General features: G+C 43.7%; 18 protein-coding genes. 11 read left to right on the forward strand and 7 right to left on the reverse strand.

Features of this window, described 5'->3' with window-relative positions; genetic code table 11:
- Window positions 1-4: 4 nt before the first annotated feature.
- Together NST34_RS03755 and NST34_RS03760 are read right to left on the reverse strand one after the other, a co-directional pair.
- Window positions 5-997, reverse strand: a complete 993-nt coding sequence (locus NST34_RS03755) for a DUF4003 family protein (protein ID WP_341127180.1) — start codon at window positions 995-997, stop codon at window positions 5-7.
- A gap of 85 nt (window positions 998-1,082) precedes the next feature.
- The gene (locus tag NST34_RS03760; protein ID WP_341129502.1) at window positions 1,083-1,649 is read right to left on the reverse strand and encodes a TetR/AcrR family transcriptional regulator; all 567 of its coding nucleotides are present in this window, start codon (window positions 1,647-1,649) and stop codon (window positions 1,083-1,085) included.
- A 195-nt stretch (window positions 1,650-1,844) separates the two neighbouring features.
- Between NST34_RS03760 and lpdA the strand changes: the two genes are divergently transcribed.
- Genes lpdA through NST34_RS03775 form a run of 3 tightly spaced genes read left to right on the forward strand, consistent with a single transcriptional unit; the run spans window position 1,845 to window position 5,012 of the window.
- Entirely contained in the window at window positions 1,845-3,239 is a 1,395-nt protein-coding gene (gene lpdA, locus NST34_RS03765; RefSeq protein ID WP_341127181.1) for a dihydrolipoyl dehydrogenase, read from the forward strand.
- Window positions 3,236-3,868, forward strand: a complete 633-nt coding sequence (locus tag NST34_RS03770; protein WP_341127182.1) for an HlyD family efflux transporter periplasmic adaptor subunit — start codon at window positions 3,236-3,238, stop codon at window positions 3,866-3,868. Before lpdA ends, NST34_RS03770 begins: the two co-directional genes overlap by 4 nt.
- Complete coding sequence (locus NST34_RS03775; RefSeq protein WP_341127183.1) at window positions 3,852-5,012, forward strand: ABC transporter permease; 1,161 nt, start codon at window positions 3,852-3,854, stop codon at window positions 5,010-5,012. Before NST34_RS03770 ends, NST34_RS03775 begins: the two co-directional genes overlap by 17 nt.
- A gap of 1 nt (window position 5,013) precedes the next feature.
- Here NST34_RS03775 and NST34_RS03780 read toward each other — a convergent pair whose 3' ends face one another.
- A complete protein-coding gene (locus NST34_RS03780) occupies window positions 5,014-5,637 on the reverse strand; it encodes an NAD(P)H-dependent oxidoreductase (RefSeq protein ID WP_341127184.1) in 624 nt (207 codons plus the stop codon).
- A 168-nt stretch (window positions 5,638-5,805) separates the two neighbouring features.
- Between NST34_RS03780 and NST34_RS03785 the strand changes: the two genes are divergently transcribed.
- Window positions 5,806-6,480: a MarR family transcriptional regulator gene (locus NST34_RS03785; protein WP_341127185.1), complete on the forward strand. Its 675-nt coding sequence runs from the start codon at window positions 5,806-5,808 to the stop codon at window positions 6,478-6,480.
- 2 nt (window positions 6,481-6,482) lie between these two features.
- On the opposite strand, the gene NST34_RS03790 is transcribed toward NST34_RS03785, so the two are convergent.
- The 3 genes from NST34_RS03790 to NST34_RS03800 all read right to left on the reverse strand — a co-directional run bounded on the left by NST34_RS03790 (window position 6,483) and on the right by NST34_RS03800 (window position 8,967).
- Window positions 6,483-7,796: a purine/pyrimidine permease gene (locus NST34_RS03790; RefSeq protein ID WP_341127186.1), complete on the reverse strand. Its 1,314-nt coding sequence runs from the start codon at window positions 7,794-7,796 to the stop codon at window positions 6,483-6,485.
- Window positions 7,797-7,900: 104 nt separating this feature from the next.
- Complete coding sequence (cynS, locus tag NST34_RS03795) at window positions 7,901-8,344, reverse strand: cyanase (protein ID WP_283910234.1); 444 nt, start codon at window positions 8,342-8,344, stop codon at window positions 7,901-7,903.
- A 38-nt stretch (window positions 8,345-8,382) separates the two neighbouring features.
- The gene (locus NST34_RS03800; protein WP_076300290.1) at window positions 8,383-8,967 is read right to left on the reverse strand and encodes a beta-class carbonic anhydrase; all 585 of its coding nucleotides are present in this window, start codon (window positions 8,965-8,967) and stop codon (window positions 8,383-8,385) included.
- A 138-nt stretch (window positions 8,968-9,105) separates the two neighbouring features.
- Between NST34_RS03800 and NST34_RS03805 the strand changes: the two genes are divergently transcribed.
- Window positions 9,106-9,543 (forward strand): Lrp/AsnC family transcriptional regulator, encoded by a 438-nt coding sequence (locus tag NST34_RS03805; RefSeq protein WP_341127187.1) that lies wholly within the window; start codon window positions 9,106-9,108, stop codon window positions 9,541-9,543.
- Between the two features lie 46 nt (window positions 9,544-9,589).
- Here NST34_RS03805 and NST34_RS03810 read toward each other — a convergent pair whose 3' ends face one another.
- Entirely contained in the window at window positions 9,590-10,528 is a 939-nt protein-coding gene (locus NST34_RS03810; RefSeq protein WP_341127188.1) for a helix-turn-helix transcriptional regulator, read from the reverse strand.
- Window positions 10,529-10,624: 96 nt separating this feature from the next.
- Between NST34_RS03810 and NST34_RS03815 the strand changes: the two genes are divergently transcribed.
- The 6 genes from NST34_RS03815 (at window position 10,625) to NST34_RS03840 (ending at window position 16,878) form a co-directional block, all read left to right on the forward strand.
- A complete protein-coding gene (locus NST34_RS03815) occupies window positions 10,625-11,074 on the forward strand; it encodes a VOC family protein (RefSeq protein ID WP_341127189.1) in 450 nt (149 codons plus the stop codon).
- A 190-nt stretch (window positions 11,075-11,264) separates the two neighbouring features.
- A complete protein-coding gene (locus tag NST34_RS03820; protein ID WP_341127190.1) occupies window positions 11,265-11,846 on the forward strand; it encodes a TetR/AcrR family transcriptional regulator in 582 nt (193 codons plus the stop codon).
- Between the two features lie 37 nt (window positions 11,847-11,883).
- Window positions 11,884-13,194, forward strand: a complete 1,311-nt coding sequence (locus NST34_RS03825; RefSeq protein WP_341127191.1) for a cytosine permease — start codon at window positions 11,884-11,886, stop codon at window positions 13,192-13,194.
- 4 nt (window positions 13,195-13,198) lie between these two features.
- Window positions 13,199-14,311, forward strand: coding sequence for a DUF917 domain-containing protein (locus tag NST34_RS03830; protein ID WP_038568756.1), 1,113 nt, complete (start codon window positions 13,199-13,201; stop codon window positions 14,309-14,311).
- Complete coding sequence (locus NST34_RS03835; protein WP_341127192.1) at window positions 14,311-15,891, forward strand: hydantoinase/oxoprolinase family protein; 1,581 nt, start codon at window positions 14,311-14,313, stop codon at window positions 15,889-15,891. The genes NST34_RS03830 and NST34_RS03835 overlap by 1 nt, the downstream gene beginning before the upstream one ends.
- 141 nt (window positions 15,892-16,032) lie before the next feature.
- On the forward strand, window positions 16,033-16,878 hold the full coding sequence (locus NST34_RS03840; RefSeq protein WP_341127193.1) for a TolB family protein: 846 nt from the start codon (window positions 16,033-16,035) through the stop codon (window positions 16,876-16,878).
- Window positions 16,879-16,933 lie beyond the last annotated feature (55 nt).

A 16,933-nucleotide genomic window follows, 5' to 3' on the forward strand; every position in this document is an offset into this window, starting at 1 on the left:
CCACTTAATTTGAAGAAGATGAAGCTGCAGCCGCAGCTGACGCAGCCGCAGCCCCAGCAAGAGCAGCCTGCTGTGCGATCACAATATTAGTGATGCTGGTGGAAAGCATCGAGGTTACAATGCCGCTTTGCACATCCTCTACATATTTGAAGGCTACCAGCGCAGCTGACAGCAGTAGCAATTCCTGCTTTACAATGGACCAGCTGCCAAAGCCTTTTTTGGTACGCAGTAATTCGAAGGTCTCTGAGACTTCCGTAACCATGTCCTTATTGTTGGAGGAGAGCAAAGTTAGTACGCCCAGCGAAGAAAGGGTATATTCCTTATCTAACCGGATGCCATGTGCACGGAACGCATCTCGTAATGCCAGTACACGATCCGCTGCTTCTGACGCTTCTTTTCCAAGAACCAGTACCTGTGTCAGAGCTTGCACACTGTTCCCCGACATAAATTCAGGCTTTAGTGTAGTGTAAAGCTGCTCCATCCGGTCGATGCCGCTGTCCACGTCGATATCGGAAAGGCCGAGCATTGCAGAGAAGATATAATCATCATGTCCGGTAAGGAAACGGTGCTTCGCTTTCATGCTATCGTAAAACATCTTTGCGCGTTCTACCGTACGCTGATACTGATCTGTTGTCGTATTAGCGGCGATTTGATAAGCGGCAACGACGAGATAATCAGAGGCTCTAAATTTGACATCCTTTAATAAGTCATACACGGTCAGCGTGTTAGCAAGCTGTTGTTCCTTGTCAGCAGAAAGAGAGAGCATAGTAGCAATACTGATTGCCGAATTCCCCCTAAACGAAGAAAACATTCCGGTATTTTCTTTAATAAGCTCGTGGCTCGCACGAATCGCATCCTCATCTGCACTTTTATTCTCTGCTGTGTACAGTAACCCCGCCAAACGGCTAACCATTGCATTATGCCAAGGAAAAGCCCTTTTGATCCTCTGCGCGTTCTCTGCGAACAATTCAACCCTTGCAGCATACTGCTCGTTCATTGGATACACCCCTCAGTTATCTATAATTCATAATATTACGAAAATTTTCTGAGTTGGATTCATTTGTTTGGGGTGTTTATTGTTTTTAGATCGTAACCAGCTCTTTAGCATACCGTTTGCCTGACGAAAGAAGGCTGTCGCTCAGTTCAGGGTCATTTACAGTCCTTGCAAGAACTAGAGAGCCAACCATGGTACTGAACAGTGCGCTACCTTTGGAGGGCTCAATTCCCGCCAGATCGGAGATAAAAGCAATCATCCGCTCCAGTTCCTGGGTGAATACTTGCCGAACTTCTTCGGAAGAATGAGATATTTCGGCAGAAAGGGCAGGGATAATACAGCCCATCTCCGTTTTGTCGCGGTGATACGGACTTAAATAATAGTCAATGACCGCATTGATTTTGGGGTGCTGCTCTTCCTGGTCCGCGACCTTTTGCAAAAGTGCGATGGTATCGCTGATGGCATACCGGCAGGCTTCGGCGACGAGTTGTTCTTTGTTGTCGAAATGTGAATAAAACCCGCCGTGAGTCAATCCGGCTCCCTTCATAATGAAGGGAACACTTACATCATGAATGCCATGGGTGCGAAAAGCCTGGGCAGCACTTTCAACAATCGTATTCCGTACTTTTATTTTATGGCCTTTGGGATAGGGCATCATAATCACTCCATAGCTTCATAATTCTACTTTTAAAATATTATATGCATCATAATAAAGCCTGTCAATTTAACGATTCTGAGCACTGTCTGCTTATGAAAGGATAAACACGGTTGTTGACGATTTTAAAATATGATGGTAATAATATATTACGATCATCATATTTTAAATAGCAGGTACAGGAGGTATCAGGAGATGGGGAATCTTGAGTTCGTAGAAACGTTGGTCATTGGATCAGGTCCGGGTGGGTATGTGGCGGCGCTGCGATCTTCACAACTTGGAATGAGAACGGCGATTGTTGAACGCAATCAGCTAGGTGGGGTCTGCACTAATGTTGGGTGTATTCCCTCCAAAGCATTAATTGCTGAATCCCATCGTTACGAGTTGCTTAGACCGTTCAGCTCTGCGGATGCGGCAGTGTCATTTAAGAATGCTCAGGATTTCAAGCAAGGAATTGTGAATAAGCAGGCAGGTGGAGTTGGCTATTTATTAAAGACTGCAGGTGTGAGCATTTTGGAAGGGGAGGCCAGATTGGTCGATGAGCATACCGCTATTATCAGTCAGTCCGGACAAGAGCAAAGCATTTCTTTTAAAAATGCCATCTTAGCCACAGGATCACGTCCGATTGAGCTGCCAGCCTTTCCAGTTGGCGGACGTGTTTTGTCTTCGACAGAAGCTCTGTCGCTCCGTGAAGTTCCAACTAGCCTAGTAGTTATTGGCGGTGGATATATAGGCGTTGAGCTGGGGCAAATGTATGCCAAATTTGGAACAACGGTAACGATTCTGGAGGGAGGAGATCAAGTGCTGCCTGGATTTGAGGCGGAGCTTGTGAGCCCTGTTGGAAGGCAGTTGAAAGCTGATGGGATTAAGATGATTACCGGAGCGACAGCTGTGAACGTAGTGCAGAGTGCAGACGCCATCACACTGCATTATTTGAAAAATCAGGAGCAGCTGCATGTGACAGCGGAATATGTGTTAGTCACTGTCGGCAGAAAACCAAATACAGATGGCAATTTAGGGCTGGACCGTATAGGTTTGCCAGTGACGAGCAGGGGGTTCCTTGAGACAGATGAACAGTGCAGAACGGCTATCTCGAATATTTTTGCAATTGGAGATATTACGTCGGGTCCTGCCCTTGCTCACAAGGCGTCCTATGAAGCCAAAATTGCGGCAGAAGCCATAGCAGGTCTTTCCTCCGAGGTTGATTATAGAGCCATTCCGCTTGTTGTTTTTTCTGATCCAGAGCTGGCCAGTGTTGGCTTAAGTGAAACAGAAGCAAAGGCAAAAGGCATCCCGCTGGTTATTGGCAAATCTTCTTTTGGGATTAACGGGAGAGCATTGGCCTTGAGGGAAACGGAAGGGTTCGTCAAAATTGTAGCGGACCCAACCTCGGGAATCGTTATTGGTGCCCAAATTGTTGGAGTAGAAGCATCTACACTGGTGTCGGAGCTTGCCCTTGCCATTGAGATGGGAGCAACTGTAGAGGATTTGGCGATGACCATTCACCCTCATCCCACATTGGGAGAAGTGATTATGGAAGCTGCCGAAAATACGGCTAAAAAAATGGTAAGGGGAGAGAGTGGGAAATGAAGATAAAAGCAGGTTTATATATTGGAATTGCGATTGCGTTAATCGTTGGAGGTTCGCTACTTGCTATAAAAGGAAAGGATGCTGTCAGTCAAGCTGAGAGCAGGAAACAAGGGATTCTTGATGCAGAGCAAAAGACTATATTTTATCAGAACAGTCCAGGGTCAATTGTAGAGGTCAGTGTGGCTGTAGGTGATTCTATAAAACAGGGAGAGGTATTGTTCAAGGTTAAATCCGCTGAAGAAGGAGAAACAGATGTACTCGCGCCGGAGGACGGATCGGTCAACAGGATTGTTGTAAAGCCGGGAGATCAAATACAGCTAGGAATGCCAATGGCGGTTTTGCAAAAAAACAACTTTTATACAGACCTTTACATACAGGAGAGCGAAATCCAAAAGCTAAAGGTGAATCAAAGTATCGACGTTCATTTTCCGTATTTGGACCATAAAGCCGAGGTGACGGGTGTGGTTACTTCCATCGCAGCCGCCCCTCAATTTGCGAGCTTACGCATGTCACGTGAAAAAGGGCAAGCCGATTTAAGCATGTTTCTTGTCCGTATAGCTATGGATCCGAATGCTGATTTGCTTCCGGGGATGACAGCGGAGGTGAAGCTCGATGAAATCACTGATTGACGAGTGGAAGTACGTGGCGGGCAGTAAGTATTTACGCCTGATTTTTATTGGTCCGCTTATCGCGGCTATATTTTTTGGCTTGATGTTCTCGAAGAATCAAATCAGCGAATCGCATGTTGTAGTCATTGATGAGGATCACAGCTCGTATTCACGACAGCTGATCTCTAAAATAAATGCTTCTCCATATATGAAGGTAACTAATGTGTATGCCAGCCCCTTAGATCCAGAAACATTATTGGCAAATGAGCAGGCTGTCGCGGTCATCACCCTTCCCAAAGCGTTAGGGCTGCATCAGCAGCAGGGGATATCAACGAATCTCGGCATCTTAATGGATAACACCATGCCATCAGGTCTAACCGGCATCCGAACTGCGATTCAGGAAGTCATCCAGACGGAAAATATGACTCTTTCTATGACCCGTCTCCTCCAAAAGGGGATGGATGCCGAAACCTCTAAAGGACTTGCTTCTCCGTTGTCCCTGCAGCAGCGGATGTTGTTTAATCCGACCACAAGTTATGTGAGCTTTATGGTCATTGGATTTGTGAATATTGTGATGCTGATGATTACAACAAGCGCAGCAGGTTCAATTGCCCCTCGCTTACGGCAGGAGGGGAAACTTTTTGCAAACGGGAAGTCTCCTTGGCAGATTTGGGTTCGTAGTGTACCTTACGCTGTTTTATCAACGATCTCGCTGCTCCTGTGTTATGGCTTGTTAAAGCAGGTGGGGGGAATGCGCTTTGAAGCAGAACCTTATCTTTTTATTATTCCGCTGTTTGTGTATGCCTTTGCTCTGTCACTTATGGGCCTGTTGATTGGTTATACTGCCAAAGACGTATCCAAAGTTAATTTACGAACTAATTTCGTATTGTATCCGTCGTTTCTTGCCACTGGAATCCAATTGAGCCCATTAGCGTTTCCGGAGTTTTTTCAAATTTCCGCTTGGGCATTGCCGATGAACTGGCTTAATCGCCTTATACGCGGGATGGCTTTTCGGGATGCGGCGTTAACAGCCTACAGCCAGGAGCTGGGAGCACTGCTGATCATTATTGGTGTTGTGTCCTTATTCATCGGATTGCTGGTGCTCAGGGAGGTGAACAAACCCGAGGTTCAGCTCTCGAAATCAGTCCCAGCTTCAGTAATCTAATCTACTCTAGTCGTGCAAAACGTTGTTCTGTTTTATTAAGATGCTTCACCCGTTCTTCTAAGCTGCGATCTGACATCCCGGCATAATTATACCAACGGAGGTTCTTCCGTATTCCCATTTTGCGGAAGGTCCCTCTGAACAGAATTTTGGTGATGGGGTTGCCAAAAATCCAGCGATAAAAGAAGTCGGGCGTGTTCATTACGGTCAGCAGTGACACTCCTTTAAGATTCGTGAGCAAGCATTTGAAGGGCCTTCCAGGTTTAATTTCCTCGTAGACAATACCTTTTGCGAATACCTTATCAAGAAAGCCTTTGGTGAGAGCGGGCATGGCCTCCCACCAAATGGGGAATAGGAAGACGATATGATCTGCTGCCAAAAGCCGTTGCTGATAATTGGCGACTAGGGGGTCGGTGGTTTTCTTTTGTCGCCAAACAGCAAGTTCTTCGCGCGACATGACTGGATCAAATCCATCGGCATGCAGATCGATAAGATCAATCGTATGACCTTTGGTGGTAAGACCTCGCATTACGGAGGCTAATAAGGCTGCGGAATAGCTTCGCTGATGTGGGATATTCCCGGACGCTGATGCTCCGTAGGGATGATCAAAAATAACTAAGACATTCATATAAATACCTTCTCTTCGTTTTATTGTTTCATAGAAATTAAATATTAACCATGGAAACAATAATACGTTTTAAGTTTCCTTATTGTCAATATTATTTCTAGGAAACTTTATTTATGAGCTGTGTCTTGTTAAAATGAGCATAAGATGAATTTACGAGGAGACTTAACAGTGACGCATTCTTTCGAGAACTTACCTAATAAGGATATTATGATAAAAAAATTGATAGATATGATTCCCCAATTACAAAAGCGATTTCAATCGGAGGATGATGAAGAGAAGGCGTGGCTGATTCAGAACTGTAGTAATCCCCTTATCATTGATTTCCTCCAAGACTCCACAGTCATGATGCTGCATGTAATCGATGCAATTGGACAGCTTGAGCCGGTGAATGGCACTACCATTTCGAAGCATTTCGGAATTCCGAAAGGTAGCGTGTCCAAAATCACTAGAAAATTAGTTCTGCAGCAAATTATTCGCACGGAGTTTCTCCCCGATAATAAAAAAGAAGTGCTGTTTCTTACAACACCTCTTGGAAAAGAAATATTCGATTTGCATCAAGCACTACATAAAGAGATGAATAAAGGGATAAATCGGTTTCTACAGAGATATGACACAGATGAATTGTTATTTCTGATCCAAGCGTTCGAGGATACTTTAGAAGCATCATGGGTTCATCCGGAATCGGTTGCTGAAGAAGAACGATTAAATGCTGGAGAATCTCATGAGGCAATGGAAACCGATGAAATGAGTCAAATCGTAGACATGCTTAACCAACTTGATACACGCAATCTTAAGAAAGCTAAGGCCATTCTTCAAGATGTGTTTTTTACCACTTTTGAGTAGCTTTATAATTTCTGATAGTGGCTTATTTTCTTTTCAGCTTTCCAAATTTGCTCTAAAAGCATGGCCAGTATAGTGCCGACAAGCAGACCATTACTGCAAATATATCGAAGTGTGGAAGGAAGACTCTGAAATACCGCTGGAGGCAAAAACATAAGTCCAATGCTTACCAACAACGTTATTCCTAGTATCGTTAATCGGCGATGATCAAGCTGTTCCTGTAGCAAGGATTGGAATGCAATCCCTACGATTTGTACAAAAGTAGCTAGAAGTGCTGCACTGGCTACAGGAGCTGGAAGTAACGCTAGCACATTGACAACGGATGGCATAAGGGCGATAACGGTTAGTAACATACAGGCCATAAGAAATGGCCCAATTCGCTTTTGCCCTGTTAATTTCATAAAGCCCGCCGAGGCTGGCAATGGAACAACTCCTATCGTTGAGAATAGGGCGGCTAGTATATGAGAGATCCCTCCCGTCCAAATCCCTCGACTTAATGCTGTTTTTTCATCTTTCGGTAAAACCGGAACTACTTGTTTTACAGCGGAAATAGAAGAAATTGTATTGGATACTAACAAAAACGTAAACAACAGTGAGGTAATCACGATCCCTAGATCGAATTGAGGTACTCCCCAAGCAAAAATATGAGGGAACTTCAAGACGGAAGTTGAATCTGTAAATGTTGGCCCCACTTTCCCGAATGCTGCAAATAATGCCGAACCCAAGCCGATTCCAATCAGTACGGCGTAACTACTAATCCATCCTCTCCCTTTAATAGAGAGAAAAATAACAAGTCCAAAAATAAAAAAGGATATGAGTGCTGCCATAACATCTGGTTCGGCGCTTGTTCCCTGTAACCCAAGCATGCCCTTGACTAATACACCGCTTAATTGCAAGGCGAGAATGAATAAAAATGAACCCGAAACTAAGGGTGTAAATAAAAATTGAAGCCTATAAACTAGCCCTGTAGTTCCTAATACGAAGAGAACAAGCCCGGCTACGATTAATCCTCCTTCTAGAATTTGTAATGCATACATTTGATCTTGCCCTTGAATTAAGGCTAAGTTGCCTAATATGACAAAGATACTTACCCATGATCCCGCAGGACCATCTGCAATAGGGTATTTATGTCCTAACCATCCCTGAATAAATGAACTGATTCCTACAACGAAAAATGTCCGCTGCATTAAGGTTGAAATTTGTTCAAACGACAATTGAAAAATACCTCCAATGACAATGGGCAGAGCGACTGCATTGGCTAGCAAAAAAATGAACCATTGTACAGTGCTGAGACTATCGGTAACACGTTTGTTCTCCATATCAACTCACCTTTACTATTGTTAACTATACAATCTATAAGGAAAATGAAAGCCACCTTTCGATGTGAAATCGTTAAAAGGTGGCTGGCTCGCTTCTTAATCTATTACCATTTGCGATATGGCAAAAACTTTCCGTTCATCGTCAGAATGATGCGGTCACCGTTTGGATCTTCTTGCTTTTGTACGTCGAATTGGAAATCGATCGCGCTCATGATACCTTCGCCAAGCTTCTCCAAAACAAGTTCTCTAATCGTTGGACCGTATACAAGCAGCATTTCGTATAGGCGATACAGTCCTGGATCTGTAGGCGGCATATCGATGACATCGCCACGGTGTGGGATTTGTGTGAGTGCTTGAACCACTTGTTCGTCGAGTTCAAGCAATTTCCCCATTTTATCTGCTTCATTACGCGTCATTGTCGCTTGGCCCAACAGTGCAGTTACAACCCAGCTTTCTGAATGCTCGCTTTCCTTTGCGATTTCGCCCCAAGTTAATCCTTTTGCAAATTTAGCGTCCAATATCTGTTGTGTCGCTTCTTTTCTATTCATTTTCATTGCTCCCTTTAGTTTAGTATAATGAGTATCGCTTAGTGCTTGTCGTGGCCTGTTAATTGTTCATATCCATTTACAATCAGATCGAGTTTACCAGTGTCTGGTGCTATCACCAGACCATGAACAGCTACCTCTTTCGGAATGAGCGGATGATTTCGCACCAGATCTATGTTTCCTTTAATCGAATCTACGACATTCGTAAAGCCGAACAACCATTTATGAAGATCGATACCTGCATATTCAAGTGAAGAAAGAATTTCTGGTGTCGCGACTCCGCGATCCATTATTTTTTGAAGTGTTCCTTCAGGGTTGCTTTGACTCATGCCACAATTATGGTGACCGATGATATAAATTTCTTCCGCATTCAGTTCGTAGACAGCCGTTACGATACTGCGCATGATGCTTCCAAATGCATGGGTAATCGTTCCACCTGCTGTTTTGATGACTTTGGCATCCCCATTGTGTATATTTAGGGCTTTAGGCAGCAGTTCAATCAGTCGCGCATCCATACACGTTACGACAATCATGCGTTTTTTAGGGAATTTCGTTCCCTCATAAGGTAGATACTCCTTGTCTTCTACGAACTGATCGTTATACTCCAAAATTTCTTGTAATAGCATTCTTGGGCCTCCTTTGAAGTGTTTTAGTTATCACTGTTTCAATGGCTACTAACTAGTGAATCAGGATATAACTAAGTATAGATATTCATGCTTAAATGCTGAATAAGTTGGCGAAACGCTATATGTCCATTTGCTTTCATGACGAAAGGATTGATTTTTATTTTTGATCATATCGATTTTGCGATACTAGCATTACTAAAAGAAAACTCCAGAATTCAGTGGAAGGACATTGGCCAAAAGATACATATGACCGGCCAAGCGGTCGGAAATCGCATTAGGCGTTTAGAAGATTTAGGGGTTATCGAACAATATACGATCGTTACTAATAAAGCAAAGCTAGGTCTTTCTATCACGGCCTTTATTACATTTTTTGTGGAATCAACCAATCATCCTTTATTCCAGAAGTTCGTGATGGAGGAGGAAGCTATTTCCGAAGTGCATCGAATTAGCGGAGAAGGATGTTATGTGTTAACTGGACATTTTGCTACGAATGAGGAGCTTGAGTCATTTCTGGCACAACTTTTGAAGCATGGCAATTATCGAGTGAGTCTATCCATTGGAAAAATAAAATCATAATTCATACAAAAAAGAGGGGCGTAGGCCCCTCTTTTCTTTTTCCAATTTATAATTTTTGATAATGATGTAAGAGATTCTCTATTTTATCCTGAATTATTTGTTTCAAGCCTTCAGGCTTCACCGCTCTAACATATTGACCATATCTCATGAAATAATTAGCTAGAAATTCTTCTTCGCCTAGATTATAGAATCCCTTTATGACTGTTTTCGGGCCAGCTTCTATTTTCATAGAGGGATAATGCTCTTTATAAAAAATATCCTTAGCTTGCTCCGCAATCTCAACTTCAAAGTGAATACTGTTCTCGGATTGATAAAATTCTAAGGAACGACTAAGAAGTTCTTCTATAGAATAGCGGGCTGTGCGTTCCTCTTCTTCAATGAAGGTTATTCGATCACATCTAAGCACCCTATATGTATTCGTATTTAACTCTATTCCAGTAGCATACCATTGACCAAACTTCGCGGAAATTCTGAAGAATTGTACAGGGTAGCTTTTTGTCTGGTTATTTTTTGTGTATTCAATGGTACAGGCACATTCATTTAGAATACTTGCCAGGATTTTATCTAAAAAACGACTGACATGCTTATGCTGATACATTTCGAATTGTAGAACTTTTTTCATTTTATGAATCTGGATGATTTGTGTACTCGATAGACAGTGCTCGAACTTTTCGTTTAGCTTGTTAACACTTAAATGAAAAGGTGTAGATTGATAAGATTCTAGCGTCAGCATAGCAAAGTACAGTGCATAGACTTCATCTATCGTGAAAATAATAGGGGATAACAATCTATTTTTCAAAATACCATAACGTCCGTGTCTTCCATGTTCCGCGAAAATAGGCATACCCAATTCTTCTAATGAACTAATATCACGTAGCGCTGTGCTTTTTGAAATATTGTATTTCTCCATAAGGTCACTTAGATTAAAAAACTCTCGCCCGTTTAAGTATCTCATCATGTCATTTAATCGTTCTGATTTCTTCATATATAAAGCTCCTTATTAAGGTGTCATGTTTTGATACCTTTATATATGATAATAAGTTTAGGATCACATATCAAATATACGAAGGAGATTTACACTATGAGTACAACACTAGAAGTAGCTATTTTCTTATCAATGAAGGGAAGGGCCAAGGAAGCTATAGAATTTTACAAAAAGCATTTTAATGCAGAGGAATTGTTACGTGTTACCTATCAACAACTAGCAGAACGTGACAGCTCCATACAGCTTACGGATGAAAATAAGAATTATATTACTCACTCTGTCCTGTTAATCGGAAAAACAAAAATAATGATAGCAGAAGATACAATGAATACGAATGAGAAATATACAGTGGGTAATAACACTTCATTATGTATTCAAAGTGCTAACTTAGAGGAAATTGAAGGTTTCTATAAAAGCTTAATCACGGATGAGCGCGTAAAAATTATTGCTCCTTTATCTAGTAATGTGTTTAGTAAAGCCTACGGTATCATTGAAGATCCCTTTGGTATTCAGATTCAACTCATGTTTGATGAAAGATTACATTAACAACTTTGTATCTAAAGTAAACCCAGTTCACAATTCAGCTGATCATAATTCAGGGATTATCCTGATGTTGGTCGGCTTTTTTGTATGTATTGATGGCTATTTTTTATGAAAAACATTGAATTATTATGCATAAAGATGTATAGTGTTTTTTAATTAACGTTAATTAAGTAAGTAAGGGATGTGGAATGTCTTGACCAAAAACAAGTTGAAAGAAGTAGCGATGCGACTATTCGGAGAGAAGGGTTACGAGGGTACGGCTCTCTCTGAAATTGCGAAGGAAGTTGGTGTGAAGACTCCGGCGATCTATGCCTTTTTTGAGAATAAAGAGGATTTGTTTATGACGGTCTTTCGTGAGGCTATGCAGTCCTATAACACTTATATTCAAGAACTATCGGAAGAGCAGAAAGTACTGAGTGCGCAGGAAAGTCTACGAGGCATATTATCTAGACAGTATGAGTTCTATCAGAAGAGTCCTGAAGCAAGCAAAATTGTACTGAGGTATGTGGTCTTCCCACCGGCATTCTTAAAGGAAACGATTGAGGAAGCATTCCTAGAGTCCGACGCGATGCTGACGAAGATCATTGAACAATTCATCTCAAAAGGGATGGAAGAGGGCGTAATTCGCGATCAATCCGTGCAGCTTCTCACAGATGCTTTTCTCAACTTGATGGATGGATTAAGCATGCAGTATTTCTATTACACTTCTAAGGGAATTTATGAGCGTAAGCTGAACCATGCGTTTGAAATGTATTGGAAGGGTGCGTCCTCATAGCGCTACAGAAGAAGATAACAACAAGGGGATGGGGAGAATGGCAGAAGTAAGTGAAGTAAAGGGGAACGAGCTCAGCTCGGGGGATTTTGAGAGAGAGCCGGTTCCAGCGCATTTGCGTAAAAAATGGCTATCTATGTCGCTCGTCTGGATCGCCATCGGGATTGACCTATCAGCGATGTTCTTGGGTGCTCAGCTTGGCAATGGAATGAATCTGACGGATTCACTCACAGCAACAATAATCGGTTCGTTAATCCTAGGGGTGATCGGAGCGTTATGTGCGTATGTAGGGGCGAAAACAGGGTTATCGACATCGATGATCTCTCGGTTTCTATTCGGAAATGTGGGTGCGCGTGTCGTAGCAGTTATCCTCGGTATTTTCTCACTCGGTTGGTTTGGGGTGCAGGTCGGGTTCTTCGCTTCGAATATGCAGACTGCTTTTAGTCAATTATGGGATATTCATCTGTCCTTAGGGGTGCTTTCATTCATAGGTGGGCTTTTGATGATGTCGACAGCTATTTGGGGATATCAATCTATTGAACGACTAAGCACCTGGTCCGTACCATTGCTTATTTTGTTTATCGGTGTGGCTATTTATTCCGCGTTTCACACCAAAGGAGCTTCAGCCGTGTGGGAACCGATTAGCGGAGCAGCGATCCCGATGGGGACAGCGATCTCGCTTGTTATTGGTATCTTTATTGTCGGCACGGTGCTTTCACCGGATATCGCTCGTTGGGCGCGCACACCCAAGCATGCTATAACCGCGGCCTTTATCGGCTTCTTTGTGGGTAACAGCTTCATGACGATTGTAGCTATTTTTCTATCTCGAATTATGGACACAGATGATCTGACGAATATTTTCATTGCGCTAGGACTTGGGCTTCCAGCCATTATCGTCTTAACCCTTGCCCAATGGACGACAAACACGAACAATTTATATTCTGCTTCGCTAGGGTTCTCTGTCGTGTTCCAAAAGGTTCCGAAAAAGCTAATTACTATTGTGGCAGGTATCTTTGCTACGTTGCTTGCCGTACTTGGCATCTATGATAAGTTTTTATCTTTCCTAAATATTATTACGGTGTTTGTCTCTCCAATCGGGGGGATCTACACGTCCGAATTTTTGCTTGTAGATCGAAAAAAATTCACTTTTGAAGGTTTGGATCGCAACAAAAACTGGGTGATTCGCTCCTTAGCGGTATGGGTTGCAGCTACGTTGTTCGCTTTTATGACAACCGCAGCGCCAGATGGATTTGGATGGTTCCAAATCACGAGCGTTCCGGCATTAGATGCGTTTATGTTCGCCTTTATTGTGCAGTGGATTATCGGCAAAATCATGACAAAGAAGGGATAACAACATGAGAAATCACAAACTAACAGAATTAAATGAACAAGCGGTGCAATACATTGCTGTTGGTGCAGCCGTTCTTGGAACAGGCGGGGGCGGTGACCCGCATATTGGTAAATTGATGGCGATGGAAGCCATTCGCAAATATGGTCCTGTTCGTTTAGTAAGTCCTGAGGATCTGGAGGACGATGCATTGGTTGTTCCTATATCCATGATTGGAGCACCTACGGTTATGAATGAGAAGATTCCTTCGATTCAGCAAATGATCAAGCCCTTGGATATGATTGAGAAAGAGCTTGGACGCAAGGTGAGCGCCATTATGCCGATTGAGGTTGGTGGCGGTAACTCTCTGGTTCCTGTAATTACGGCTGCGGAACGCAATATTCCTATCGTAGATGCGGATGCCATGGGACGGGCTTTTCCAGAATCGCAAATGGTGACGTTCTACTTGGACGGTATTGACTGCAGTCCGATTACGATGGCAGATGAACGCGGCAACGGTGTGCTTATGCATGCGATCGACGGTGTTTGGGAAGAGCGGATGGCGCGTGCGGTTACGATTCAAATGGGCGGATCAGCTTCGATTTGTGATTATCCGGTAACTGGAGCGCAGGTAAAGCAAAGTGCAATTCCACATACCTTGACGCTTGCGTATGAAATCGGAAAAACATTGTTCGAGTCCAAGGAATTGAAGCAGAATCCAATTGAAATGCTGCTGAAGCAGCTGAATGGATATGCGTTGTTCCAGGGGAAGGCAGTAGACATTCGCCGTCGTACAGAAGGCGGATTTACACGCGGTGAAGCGATCTTCGAAGGTACAGATGCTAAAAAGGGACGTACGATGACTTTGTTCTTCCAGAATGAGTTCCTTCTTGCCACAGAAGATGGACATTCAATTGCTATTACTCCTGACCTGATCTCTGTGCTTGACCAGGATACCGGTATGCCAATCACGACTGAGAATTTGAAATACGGTGCCCGGGTGAGTGTGGTTGGTTTCCCTTGTGATCCGAAATGGCGTTCACCAAAGGGCCTCGAGACGGTAGGTCCACAATATTTTGGCTATGATGCACCTTATGTTCCAATTGAACAATTGGCAGCAGAGAAAGGGGGAGCAGAGTAATGTCTCATACGAATGTAGACAACATGGAAGAAATATACCGCATTGGGATTGATGTCGGCGGGACAAATACAGATGCAGCCTTGCTCGACTCCAAGTTAAACACCATTCATACGATAAAAGTGCATACCACACGTGATGTAAATGAAGGCATTACTGAATCCATCCGTCGTTTGTTAGCAGAGAGTAGTGTGAATCCGGCGCAGATTCGTTATGCAATGCTCGGAACTACGCACTGTACGAATGCTATTGTAGAGCGCAAGCACTTGGGGAAAGTCGGCTTGATTCGAATCGGGGCACCGGCAACAACTGCGGTTCCTCCACTTGCGGATTGGGACGATACACTTAAGGCAACGGTTTGCCCACATGCTTATGTTGTTCATGGTGGATATGAGTATGATGGCCGCACGATTGTTGAAATGGATGAAGAAGAGATTCTAGACTGCTTTTTGAAAATGAAGGGTGAAGTCGAAGCGGTTGCGATCTGTGGTGTGTTCTCCCCAGTGAATACCTCTCAGGAGAAACGTGTCGAAGAACTTGCGAAGCAAGTACTTGGCGCAGATATGCCTGTGACGTTGTCTCATGAGATTGGAAGTATTGGATTGCTCGAGCGTGAGAACGCGTCGTTGCTGAACGGCGCATTACTTAACGTTATTGCTGGAGTCGTAAAGGGCTTCGAAGAGGCGCTTCACACTTATGGAATTGACGCGAGCCTATACATCTGTCAGAACGATGGAACACTGATGTACAGTGAATATGCGCTTCGTTACCCGATTCTGACGATTGCTTGCGGTCCGACGAATTCCATTCGGGGTGCGGCACACTTGTCAGGTCTGAATGATGCACTTGTTGTTGATATTGGTGGCACCACGACAGATATCGGCGTCTTGATGCAAGGCTTCCCGCGTCAATCCTCCGCTGCGGTTGAGATTGGCGGCATTCGCACGAACTTCCGCATGCCGGATATCTTATCGATCGGGATCGGCGGCGGTACAATCGTTCGCTTAGATGAAACGCAGGATCAGGTAACAGTGGGTCCGGATAGCGTGGGGTACGAGCTATTGAAGCGCGGCCTCATCTTTGGTGGTGATACGCTCACAGCAACCGATGTGGCGGTGAAGCTTAATCGATACGAGTGGAAAGATGCGCAGACAGAGGTGCTTGATGAATCGATCTGCAAGAGAGCAGATGAGATCATTACGCGGGATATCGAGGAAGCGATTGATCGAATGAAGACAAGCTCAGATCCTGTTGACGTCATTTTGGTCGGTGGCGGAAGTATTCTTGTGGCAGACAAGCTTGAAGGTGTATCACGGATTGTGAGACCGGATCACTATGATGCTGCGAATGCGATTGGCGCTGCGTTAGGTGAGGTGAGCGGGGAGACAGAGCGCATTTATTCCCTGGACGAAATGTCTTATGATGAAGCTAAGGAAGATGCCCGCAGCCATGCAATAGAGCAAGCTGTTCTAGCCGGTGCAGATCGCAATACCGTTCAGATCGTATTGTCTGAGGATATTCCGATTGCATACTTGCCGGGCAATGCCTTGCTGGTAAAAGTAAAAGCGGCTGGACGTTTATAAGATGAGTATGGATCTGCCTTGAGGAGTGAACTCTTCGAGGCGGATCTTTTTTCTTATACAATAGTACGACCAGAAGAAAGGGGATTAAGAATAGCTGTCGAAGTGGGTTATGTACATATTTTAACGATGGGAGAGAGGACAATGAAAGTGATTAGCACATTAGAAATCGTAGATGTACAGACTGGGGAGCGTACTGCGCTCCGCTCATTTGATTATTTAATCGAGGCACCCAATTGGACTAGCGATGGTAAGCGTCTTATTTATAATAGTCGAGGTTGTCTCTATTCGTTCGACATCGCAATCGGTGAGAGCATTCGTATTGATTCGGGATTTGCTACGGAATGTAATAACGATCATGTTCTGTCTTTTGACAACACCAAGATCGCAATTAGTCATCATACAAAAGAAGATGGTAAATCTCGTATATATACTCTTCCCATGGAGGGTGGCGAACCGGTTCTAGTTACACCGAATGCTCCAAGTTATTTACATGGTTGGTCTCCAAACGGTGCTGAGTTAGCTTACTGTGCAGAGCGCAATGGTCAGTATGATATTTATACCATTCCAGTAGACGGGGGAGTAGAGGTACAACTGACGGATTCGCCTGGGCTGGATGATGGGCCTGAATATTCACCAGATGGGGGACATATATGGTTCAACTCGGTGCGTACAGGGCTGATGCAGATATGGCGAATGAATGCCGATGGCACTGAGCAAACACAGATGACTTTTGATGAGAGTAATAACTGGTTCCCGCATGTATCGCCAGATGGTCAGACGATAGCCTACCTGAGTTACCGCAAAGGAGATGTAGATCCTGGCGATCACCCTGCGAATAAGGATGTTGAGATTCGATTGATGGCAAGCACGGGAGGAGATTATCGCACACTAGTACAATTGTTTGGAGGACAAGGTACGATTAACGTGAATTCGTGGTCTCCGGATAGTAAGCGCTTGGCGTTTGTAAGTTATGAGGTGGAGGAATAGGAATAAAATACCGATAAAAATTATAGTATTTTTATTTATATATAAATGGGGGAAA

It is taken from the genome of Paenibacillus sp. FSL H7-0714 (assembly GCF_038003765.1).
Classification (GTDB): Bacteria; Bacillota; Bacilli; order Paenibacillales; family Paenibacillaceae; genus Paenibacillus_AQ.

What these genes read in the sequence shown, in the direction of transcription:
- NST34_RS03755 (WP_341127180.1), bottom strand. Translation starts at nt 997, where the DNA reads ATGAACGAGCAGTATGCTGCAAGGGTTGAATTGTTCGCAGAGAACGCG.
- NST34_RS03760 (WP_341129502.1), bottom strand. Translation starts at nt 1,649, where the DNA reads ATGCCCTATCCCAAAGGCCATAAAATAAAAGTACGGAATACGATTGTT.
- lpdA (WP_341127181.1), top strand. Translation starts at nt 1,845, where the DNA reads ATGGGGAATCTTGAGTTCGTAGAAACGTTGGTCATTGGATCAGGTCCG.
- NST34_RS03770 (WP_341127182.1), top strand. Translation starts at nt 3,236, where the DNA reads ATGAAGATAAAAGCAGGTTTATATATTGGAATTGCGATTGCGTTAATC.
- NST34_RS03775 (WP_341127183.1), top strand. Translation starts at nt 3,852, where the DNA reads ATGAAATCACTGATTGACGAGTGGAAGTACGTGGCGGGCAGTAAGTAT.
- NST34_RS03780 (WP_341127184.1), bottom strand. Translation starts at nt 5,637, where the DNA reads ATGAATGTCTTAGTTATTTTTGATCATCCCTACGGAGCATCAGCGTCC.
- NST34_RS03790 (WP_341127186.1), bottom strand. Translation starts at nt 7,796, where the DNA reads ATGGAGAACAAACGTGTTACCGATAGTCTCAGCACTGTACAATGGTTC.
- cynS (WP_283910234.1), bottom strand. Translation starts at nt 8,344, where the DNA reads ATGAATAGAAAAGAAGCGACACAACAGATATTGGACGCTAAATTTGCA.
- NST34_RS03800 (WP_076300290.1), bottom strand. Translation starts at nt 8,967, where the DNA reads ATGCTATTACAAGAAATTTTGGAGTATAACGATCAGTTCGTAGAAGAC.
- NST34_RS03805 (WP_341127187.1), top strand. Translation starts at nt 9,106, where the DNA reads ATGACGAAAGGATTGATTTTTATTTTTGATCATATCGATTTTGCGATA.
- NST34_RS03810 (WP_341127188.1), bottom strand. Translation starts at nt 10,528, where the DNA reads ATGAAGAAATCAGAACGATTAAATGACATGATGAGATACTTAAACGGG.
- NST34_RS03815 (WP_341127189.1), top strand. Translation starts at nt 10,625, where the DNA reads ATGAGTACAACACTAGAAGTAGCTATTTTCTTATCAATGAAGGGAAGG.
- NST34_RS03825 (WP_341127191.1), top strand. Translation starts at nt 11,884, where the DNA reads ATGGCAGAAGTAAGTGAAGTAAAGGGGAACGAGCTCAGCTCGGGGGAT.
- NST34_RS03830 (WP_038568756.1), top strand. Translation starts at nt 13,199, where the DNA reads ATGAGAAATCACAAACTAACAGAATTAAATGAACAAGCGGTGCAATAC.
- NST34_RS03835 (WP_341127192.1), top strand. Translation starts at nt 14,311, where the DNA reads ATGTCTCATACGAATGTAGACAACATGGAAGAAATATACCGCATTGGG.
- NST34_RS03840 (WP_341127193.1), top strand. Translation starts at nt 16,033, where the DNA reads ATGAAAGTGATTAGCACATTAGAAATCGTAGATGTACAGACTGGGGAG.